Source organism: Parabacteroides sp. AF14-59 (assembly GCF_003479515.1).
GTDB classification, from domain to species: Bacteria; Bacteroidota; Bacteroidia; order Bacteroidales; family Tannerellaceae; genus Parabacteroides; species Parabacteroides faecis.
Genome location: NZ_QUHH01000025.1, coordinates 97,344 through 106,376, shown reverse-complemented (window position 1 = coordinate 106,376; position 9,033 = coordinate 97,344). Strand labels below are relative to the sequence as shown.

Here is a 9,033-nt window from a genome sequence, read left to right as displayed (position 1 = left end):
TGTTCTCTCATTTTGGATTCTTATAGAGAGTCAACCATATCTACAAAAAGACACTGTTTACCGGAAAAGTGACAGTCTAAAACAGGATGCTGAGGCAAAAGAACATTGATGCTTCTTCAAAAAAAGGTAAAACATAATCTCGGACTTAGAATAATAAAAGTAGAGAAAACTCAAATAGACTCAATTGGGCTAATTGTGATTTTAAATCGAATGTTAACTTTGTTACATGTTAAAATCTCTTATTAATTTTAATACCATTAAAGAAAATGAAAACTTTAGGTAAGCTTAAATTACATGAATTCAGAAAGGCTGAATTAGAGAAACGTGAACTGAATGCTTTGAAAGGTGCTTGTAATTGTAAATGTCTTTGTATAAGCAGCTATACACAGGTGTATATTCTCAGCAATTCCAGTATGAATGATGCGAGTGCATATTAGTATTACTTTAAAAAGTATTTAAATTCGATTTATGTTATATTCGAACGCCCATTCATTGTTCAGAAATAAACAATTTATATTTCTATGACCATCAATTTACAATAGTTCGTTAAACATTCAATTAACATTTATGCTGCAATTGCTGCAAATTTAATTTTCTCTTCCCATAGTCTTCGATTTATTTCTTTGTAGGGTTCAATCCCTAATCTGGGAATAAATCGTTGCATGAGGAAGATCTTGTGACACAATACCTTTACTGAGGCCATTTCTATTTTCCCATCGTACAACTTGTGACATCATTTCCCATCGGTAATTTTCTCTTTGGTGAGATAACGAAAATAAGTATCATTCTCTTCTAAACTGAGTATTAATTTCACCGGATGACAAATCTGTGGTTGTGCTTATGGAGAACTAAAAAATGGAGTACTTATCACTAAGGTGACTTTATATCTTTGGGAGAGTTTATAATGATATAACTGGGCTAATTTGTTATGAATGTGTTATTTGAGATAGTGTGGTAGTCTTTGTGTGTGTTGTGGAAGTAAAATATTTTAATTTCTTGAATACTATTTCTTGTTAAGATAAAATTAATCAGTAAATTGTATCCTGAAATTTTGAATTTTATGAATCGTGAATATCCATATCAATTATCCTGTATCGTTCCTATATATAATGTAGAGGAATATTTGGAGGAATGTCTGGAATCTTTATTAAAGACTCCACAGGTTAATATGGAAGTAATACTGGTAGACGATGGTTCTACAGATTTGTCCGGTGACATAGCTGATCGTTACGCTTTACGTGAACCTTTTATAAAAGTAATTCATCAATCTAATCAAGGATTGGCTGTAGCTCGTAATCGTGGTTTGGAGGCAGCAAATGGAGACTATGTCGTGTTTATCGACAGTGACGATTGGGTAGACCTGGAACAATTGAGTAAACTATATCAAAAAGCAGAAGAGGTGGCGGCAGATATGGTTTTGGGAACGGTTTTGCATGTGAATCCGGATGGAAACTTTTATTCTCCGTTTTTACCATTACCGGAATCTGTCACCAACAAGCAAGTGTTGTCTGGGAAGGATTGCTTTACGGAGTTGTTTCGGGCAAGCAAATTTGTTCCGATGGCTACTTCCTATTTATACCGTCGGAGATGGTTGGAAAATAATAACTTTCATTTTGAATCGGTTCTCCATGAAGATGAATTGTGGAGTGTGGAGGCACTATGTTTGGCAGACCGGGTTGCCTGTACAGAATTTCCATTTTATTATTATCGACAACGTTCCGGTTCGATCATGAATACACTGGAGGCAGGGAAGCGACTGAATAGCCTGCTGTATATTGCTAACCGATTGCTTTGTTTTGCTGAACGTTTTGATGTGGCTGAAGAACGGATTATTTGGAGTTTACTTTATGCTAAATCTGCTCAATTATATAAATTGGCCTTTTGGCTGTTGGATAAGAAACGTGATAGTCGTTTCCGGTTGGCCAGCCATTCTTTGTACCAAATCTATCATAAACATCGCCTGTTGATAGCAGAAGTCCGTTCTCTTTGTCTGTCATGTTTTCAGACAGCTCACAAAAAATTGAAAAATTATCATTCCTGGCGAGTATCGGCAGAGGTGACCGGAGTTCCGAAGGTAATTCCAAATGAAACAACAGTGATTCTTTTTCATAACCGTATGTGGGAAGCTCCTTTGATGTATCCTAAAGAGCAGGTACCGGAAGGTATATTGATAACTTCTGATCAAAAACATCTTGATCGGGCTGATGTAGTTGTATTTCATTTGCCCACTTTGGGCTTTGATTTGGAAGGAGATCTTGATAAGCCGGAGAAACAACGCTGGGTGGGGTGGACGTTAGAATGTGAAGAGAATTATCCTTTTATAAAAAGTACGGAGTTTATGGGATTGTTCGACTACTGGATGTCTTATCATCAGGGGGCAGATATAATATACCCCTATTATGAAAAAGATTATCCGATCCGTCTGCAACAGACAGTTCTCCAATCGTTTGAATCGCTTGATGATATTTGTATGATGGTTTCAAGTCCGTTTAATCAGAGTGGAAGACAGGAATATTTGAAAGAGTTGATGCAGAAAATACAGATTGATTCGTATGGAAAATTATTTAATAACAGTCGGTTAGAAAAAGATGACGGGCATTCTTCTAAAATGGCTTTGTATGGTCATTATAAATTCGTAATAGCTTTTGAAAATTCTTGTGCCGAAGATTATGTAACAGAAAAATTCTTTGATCCGCTTTTGGTGGGATCTGTTCCTATTTATTTCGGTGCACCTAATATTGATGAGTTGACACCTGGAGACAATTGTTATGTAGATGTACGTAAGTATAAGACTCCAGGAGAATTGGCTGTTCATTTAAAGGCTTGTTGCGAAAATCCAACATTGTATGCTCAATATCATCAGTGGCGTAAAGAACCGCTACGCTCTTCCTTTATAAAAAAAGCAGCATTACAAGAAATACACCCATTTATCCGGTTATGTCATTTGGTAAAAAGCGAACGAAAACGTTTTACTTTTCAAAAAAAGCCTGAGGGGCAGTTGTTCCTCTGTAGTTTCGGTGATTCCCGTTACGAGAGAAGTCGTGAAAGGCTGCAGGAGCAAGCAGAAGATTTTAATTTGTTTGATTCTATTCATCTTTATAACGAATATGATTTACCGACTTCGTTCCGGAATGATTTTTCGGAGTATTTAAGTGCAAATGTACGTGGCTTCGGTTATTGGGTCTGGAAACCATTTATTATACTGGATACATTAGCCAGAGTGGAGGATGGAGATGTATTACTTTATGTGGATATGGGATGTCATCTGAACAGTAGGGGAAAAGATAAATTATTAGACTATTGGAAAGAGGTAAAACAGAATGAAAGCGGATTCTTAGTTTCACAGTTAGAGCAAGTAAGAAAAGAATGTTTTTGGACGAAGGGGGATTTATTGGATTATTTTGAGGTACGTGGAAAAGAAGGGATGTATTCGCCACAATATCAATCCGGTGTTATTTTTATCCGTAAAGAGCCGAAAACGGTCGCTTTAGTTAAAGCATGGCTAGATATGTATTATGAAAACTTTTATTTAGTGGATGATACGCCTTCGCAATCTCCAAATGAAGAACGATTTGTTGAGCATCGACATGACCAAAGTGTTTTTTCGCTTTTACTAAAAAGTCATGGCACATCGGTGATTCAGTTAGAAGAAATATATAGGCCGAATTGGAACTTGTACTCTCGGCTTTATCCGATATTGATAAAAAGAGATTTGATATAGTAATCAGTCCATTAGAGAGTAAATGTACAGTTACCATATTTACTCAATGTATACTTCTTATACCAAATACCGTGTTGCACGCTTGTGTTCCAGTGACGAAAATAGAAATAGTAGAAAAATAGATATGACTGTTGTCAAGTGATAGTTAGTCGATAACCTTGTCCTCGCAACGTGAAAATTTGAACTTTCGAATCTTTATTTAGGAAACTGCGTAGATGGTTAATACAATTGTTCAAACTGTCATCGGAAATAGTATTATTCCATATTTGTTGCATAATAAGGGAGCGCGAAACAACCTTTCCTTGATGTGATAGCAGTATTTGTAATAATAGAGATTCTTTAGGAGAGAGGATAGCGATGCTTTGTTCGTCTATAAATAGTTGATTGCATTCAGTGTCGAATGTGAATTTTCCAAATGAAAGAACTGACTTTTTTAACAGAGAGGTTGAATTTAGCAACAAGTTGATATTGTGCAAAAGTTCTTTGATGCTGAAAGGTTTTTTTATAAAGAGGTTTATCCCATTGTCGTAACTGAGATCGACCGTTTCAATGTCGGTGTGAGATGAGGTAAATATAATGGGAATCAGGGGATACTTATTTCGGAGAAAAGGCAACTCTTCCAGACTGGACTGATTACCAACCTCGATGTCTAGTAACAACAAGTCTGGTCTGATGGATTGAATTTCTTCGACTATGCTAGATAAGTTGTTTTTTAAACTAACTTTGAATCCTTTTTTTTCCAGCATTTTAACTATCAAAATAGCTAAATCCAGATCATCTTCTACATAAAGTATATGCCTTTGGTTTTCCATGTCGTCTAAAATTAAAGTTGAATAGTAAATGTGGAGCCGACCCCCTCGGTACTTTCAATCTGTAAAGATCCTCCTAACTCCCGAAGTAAATCGTTTACACTGCAAAGTCCTATGCCATACCCTTTTCTTGCCGGTTTTACCGACTTCTTGACCCTATGAAACAAGTTACCTGATTTTTTCAAATCATTTTTAGGAATACCCCAACCTGTATCTTTTATTTCAATGTTCAATTTGTTTTGATTATTACTTAATGTCACAGTTATCGAAACGTCACGGTCGGAATATTTCAAAGCGTTGTCAAATAAATTCCGAAGGCAGCGTTCCAGGCGCATCGGATCCGTGAAGAATGTCTCGGTCGATAATCGGTTGATTATGTTGAATTGGATAGTTTTGTCCGGATAACAGTTACTGATGTCCTGCCATATATATTTTATTAATTCAAGCAGATGTATCTCTATATATTGTAAAGGGGAGGTGTTTTTCCGGAAGACATCTAACATTTGATCCATGAAAATTGCTATTTGTTTAATTCGTTTTTTCCCTTTATCCAGGATAGTTATCTGTTCGGGCTCTGTTTGATCCATTTCAATGAAGTCAAGAAATGTGTAAAGTGAATTCAAGGGGGATTTCAGGTCATGGATAATCGCATATACAATTTGTTTTTGTTTTGCCAGCAACTTTTTTTCTTTCATAATGATAGACCATTGATAGTATAATATAAAAAGTACGATACAAACAATACTAAAAGAAGCTATTAACTCGTATTGTATGTGTTCTACTATTAATTCAGGCGGAAGTGTGACTGCTGCCTGAACAAAACGTAAACCTTTGGTTCCGATCGGCTTTAGGCTGGTGAAGATAGTCGAAGAATTTGTAGGACGGTCATTTCCTATTTCATGTATGAGGTTGAGAAATTGGTCATAGTAAAATATCCGAACTACTGTGGCTCTGGCATCTTCGCGATTTAATTCTTCGGTAAACAGACTATCCAATACATGAAGTTGAATAGGGTTATTATTGATACCTTTGTCTTGCATGTTTTGGGTTAAAATTTCTGAATAGCAGATGGTTCTGCCTGAATTTTTTATATTTTCCCAATTTATGCTGTCAATTGATTGTACTATTAATTGGGCATCCTTTTTGTTTGAAAGGGAGTCACACTCTCTTATGGTAAGTTCCTTTTCAATGGCAATATTGAATAATTCGTTTATAATTTGTATTTGTTGTTGTTTATTTACATAATACAAATCATGAAGCCAAAACGTTTGTAAACACAATAACGCTATGATTCCAATTGAAACTATTAAGGGAACTTTTTTCATTGTAAACACATGCTTTTTACAAAATTAGAAATTTATTTTTTATAAAAAATGCTATTTGTTAGTTTCATTAGGTAAATATTAGATTTTCGTTAGATACTTCTTTGTGGAAAGTAGATAAATTTATCTCGTATTGAAATAATTTCATGAAAAACAACGATTTAAAATATCCCTATCAGTTACCTTGTATTGTTCCTGTATCTAATGTGGAACAATATATCGAAGATTGTGTTGAATCTCTTTTGAAAACCCTATTGGATGAAATTGAGATTATATGGGTCGGTGATGTGGTAATGGATTCGCTAGGGAGTCTATTGGACTGTTGTTCGGGTACAAATTCCGGTTTTATCCGGTATTGATTGAAAGGAATTTATAGATGATGAGTTACTAATATACAAATAGATTATTATGAATATCTCAAACATTAGTTTTGATGGATTATTGGATGAGGCTTTATCTTATCTGATTTTAAATTGTGGCTTTAGTCCTGATTTGGGCTTGTTTCACGGAAAGATGGGGTATATTCTATTTTTTGTTCATTATGCTCGTTATTCTCATAATAAACAATTTGAAACTTTTGCATATGAGTTATTAGATGATCTTTATGAAGATGTCAATAAAGATTTACCTATAAATTTTGAATATGGGTTATGTGGGATTGGGTGGGGAATAGAGTTTTTAGTACAAAATGGATTTATAGAAGGGGATACTGATGAAATATTAAAAGAAATAGATCGACGAGTGATGGAATATGATGTATTTCATTTTTCAGATTTTAGCTTTCGAACAGGATTAGGTGGAATTGTTTTTTATGTCATTGCCCGGCTTTCAGCACAACGGGATAAATTTGTACAAGTATTTGATAAAGACTATCTTGATGCTTTAAAATATGTTCTACTTTATACAGAATTTACAGAGAAAGATGAACTTCCTCCCTTCTTGATTGATACTTATTTAAAGATACTTGATAGAGAAAAAGTAGGTGTGGTATGTTTACCTGCAATATTAAGTTGTATAAATCTTTGTTTATCTGAAAATTTATCATCTATTTCGTTAGGTTTGTATAATGGTATAGCGGGCCATTTATTATATTGTATTCAAAGAGAAGAATTGACCAAAAATGAGGTTTGTGTATTTTCAAATAACTCAAATGGATCTATTAAGAGAAAAAGTTTAGTAATCTTTAATGAAGAAAGCCAGGCTTCTAATTATGGAGTAGGTAATTATATAAAAGAATTGATACGAGCATTCCAAGATACAGAATGGGAATTAGTTGTAATTCATTTGAGATCTTATAGAGGAAAGACTATTTTTATGGAACGAATAGGTGATGTACTTCATTATTTTGTTTCCAATGTAAGGCTTTTGAATGGTGTAAGGGATACAGAAAAACAAAATCGATTGTATTATAGAAGTATTCTTTTATTGCTGTATCCTTTTTTGTCGAAACTTAAAAATCCTGTATTTCAATTGAATTATATGAAGATGAGTGATTTAGCTTCTGGACTGAAAAAATTGTTCCCACGGTCTAAAGTAGTAGTGACTATACATTATGTAGAATGGCGTTTTAGTTTGATGGGAGATAAAGCAAAGCTTCATGAAATACTATCTCATCCTGATAAAAAAGAGAATATAACACTTTGTAAGAGTCTTGAATCAGAAAAAGTATTATTGAATCTTTGCGATCATGTTATAGCTGTTGCTAAACATTCTTACGATGATTTACGAAAAATTTATAAAGTACCAAAAGAGAAGTTGATATATATTCCTCATGGGATAGAAGATTCTTATTCCAAATTAGCAAGAAAAGACTTTCTATCTCTTAAAAGAAAATATGGTTATACAGAAGAAGAGAAAATTCTTGTTATTGCAGGTCGATTAAGTCCTGCCAAGGGATGTGGTATTTTAGCAAAATCCTTTGTCGATTTGATAAAGGAATATCCTCAATTGCGATTAATAATAATTGGCGATGGAGATTATACTGATATATTATTAAAAATCACGCCTTATTGGTCAAAAGTTTCTTTTACCGGATATGTAAATAAACAGATTTTGTATGAACTTTTGTCAATTAGTGATATAGGAGTATTACCTTCTTTCTATGAAGAATTTGGGTATGTTGCATTGGAAATGATGATGATGGGTCTACCATTAATTGTTGGTCGAACAACCGGATTGTCAGAGCTCGTATTAGATGGTGAAACAGGAATCACTGTACCTTTATATACTGATGAGAATAAGTCAGAGGAGAATGTAGAGGTTTTGAAATCAGGGATTAAAAGAATGTTGGATAATCCGGAATTGTGTAAACAATATGCAACTAATGGAAGGATTCGTTATTTGGAAAAATATAACTTCGATGATTTTAATCAGTCGTTAGTAAATTTTTTTGTGAATATATTTTAATTGATTGGTTTGTAAATTGTGAAAGTATTATGAAGAAAAGGTTAATGTATATAGTAGGCTTTGTTGTCACATTATTATCATGTCATCAAGAAAATAAAGGAGGCATAGAAATGATAATAGAGGATCCTGCAGAACTGGCAACCATAACTGATGTGGTGAAAGTGCGTGATACGCAGCATAATAATGATGATATGTCGATAAAGAATGAATTTAAGAGTATAACATATGTTCGTATTGATAATAAAAAAATAATCGGAAAGATAATAGATATAGCTTTTACAAAGGATTATATGTTTTTAATGCTCTCTCATGATGGAGGAATAATGAAATATGACCGGAAAGGTAATTTTATCAAAGTAATCGCCAGGGTTGGAGAAGGTCCTGAGCAAGTTAATCCCCATCATATATTTGTGGATGAATACAGAGAAAAGGTCTATGTAATGCAGTTTAGAAGGAAACATAGTATAGCTGTTTTTTCTTTTGAAGGAAAGTTTTTAGGAAATTTAGAATATCCGTTCGATCAAATAAGAGTTATGCAACCTTTAGGTGATGAGGTCTTTTTTACTTTTAGGGAATCTATAATTCCTTTGACTGATTCCTTGAATTATGTTTCTGGTATTTTTGATATTCTGGGGAAAAAGTATTATTCAAGAAAATCGTATGTAAAACAATGTGATCTTGAAAATTGCAGATTAGGACGTGTGTTCTTTTTTTCTCATAAGAACAGTGTGTTGTACAAAATCGGAGGTATTAATATCCTTTATAGGGCAATGCG

At 33.9% G+C, this 9,033-nt stretch carries 7 protein-coding genes; 5 read left to right on the top strand and 2 right to left on the bottom strand.

The window, feature by feature from the left end; genetic code table 11:
• Positions 1 to 266 precede the first annotated feature (266 nt).
• Entirely contained in the window at positions 267 to 437 is a 171-nt protein-coding gene (locus DWW23_RS21380) for a TIGR04149 family rSAM-modified RiPP (protein ID WP_122355977.1), read from the top strand.
• Between the two features lie 623 nt (positions 438 to 1,060).
• Positions 1,061 to 3,721, top strand: a complete 2,661-nt coding sequence (locus DWW23_RS21375) for a glycosyltransferase (RefSeq protein WP_147382639.1) — start codon at positions 1,061 to 1,063, stop codon at positions 3,719 to 3,721.
• A 134-nt stretch (positions 3,722 to 3,855) separates the two neighbouring features.
• Here DWW23_RS21375 and DWW23_RS21370 read toward each other — a convergent pair whose 3' ends face one another.
• On the bottom strand, positions 3,856 to 4,533 hold the full coding sequence (locus tag DWW23_RS21370) for a response regulator transcription factor (protein ID WP_122355973.1): 678 nt from the start codon (positions 4,531 to 4,533) through the stop codon (positions 3,856 to 3,858).
• Between the two features lie 11 nt (positions 4,534 to 4,544).
• Positions 4,545 to 5,855 carry a HAMP domain-containing sensor histidine kinase gene (locus DWW23_RS21365; RefSeq protein ID WP_122355971.1) on the bottom strand — a complete coding sequence of 437 codons (1,311 nt, stop codon included), beginning with the start codon at positions 5,853 to 5,855 and terminating at the stop codon, positions 4,545 to 4,547.
• 143 nt (positions 5,856 to 5,998) lie between these two features.
• Here DWW23_RS21365 and DWW23_RS21360 point away from each other — a divergent pair, with 143 nt between their 5' ends.
• The 3 genes from DWW23_RS21360 to DWW23_RS21350 all read left to right on the top strand — a co-directional run.
• Complete coding sequence (locus DWW23_RS21360) at positions 5,999 to 6,211, top strand: glycosyltransferase (protein WP_122355969.1); 213 nt, start codon at positions 5,999 to 6,001, stop codon at positions 6,209 to 6,211.
• Between the two features lie 49 nt (positions 6,212 to 6,260).
• Entirely contained in the window at positions 6,261 to 8,258 is a 1,998-nt protein-coding gene (locus DWW23_RS21355) for a glycosyltransferase (protein WP_122355967.1), read from the top strand.
• A gap of 29 nt (positions 8,259 to 8,287) precedes the next feature.
• The coding region (locus DWW23_RS21350) for a 6-bladed beta-propeller (RefSeq protein ID WP_199664166.1) at positions 8,288 to 9,033 on the top strand (746 nt) is incomplete at its 3' end.

Excerpts from the sequence above, each read along its gene's own strand:
- DWW23_RS21365 (WP_122355971.1), bottom strand. The coding sequence starts at position 5,855 with ATGAAAAAAGTTCCCTTAATAGTTTCAATTGGAATCATAGCGTTATTG.
- DWW23_RS21360 (WP_122355969.1), top strand. The coding sequence starts at position 5,999 with ATGAAAAACAACGATTTAAAATATCCCTATCAGTTACCTTGTATTGTT.
- DWW23_RS21370 (WP_122355973.1), bottom strand. The coding sequence starts at position 4,533 with ATGGAAAACCAAAGGCATATACTTTATGTAGAAGATGATCTGGATTTA.
- DWW23_RS21380 (WP_122355977.1), top strand. The coding sequence starts at position 267 with ATGAAAACTTTAGGTAAGCTTAAATTACATGAATTCAGAAAGGCTGAA.
- DWW23_RS21375 (WP_147382639.1), top strand. The coding sequence starts at position 1,061 with ATGAATCGTGAATATCCATATCAATTATCCTGTATCGTTCCTATATAT.
- DWW23_RS21355 (WP_122355967.1), top strand. The coding sequence starts at position 6,261 with ATGAATATCTCAAACATTAGTTTTGATGGATTATTGGATGAGGCTTTA.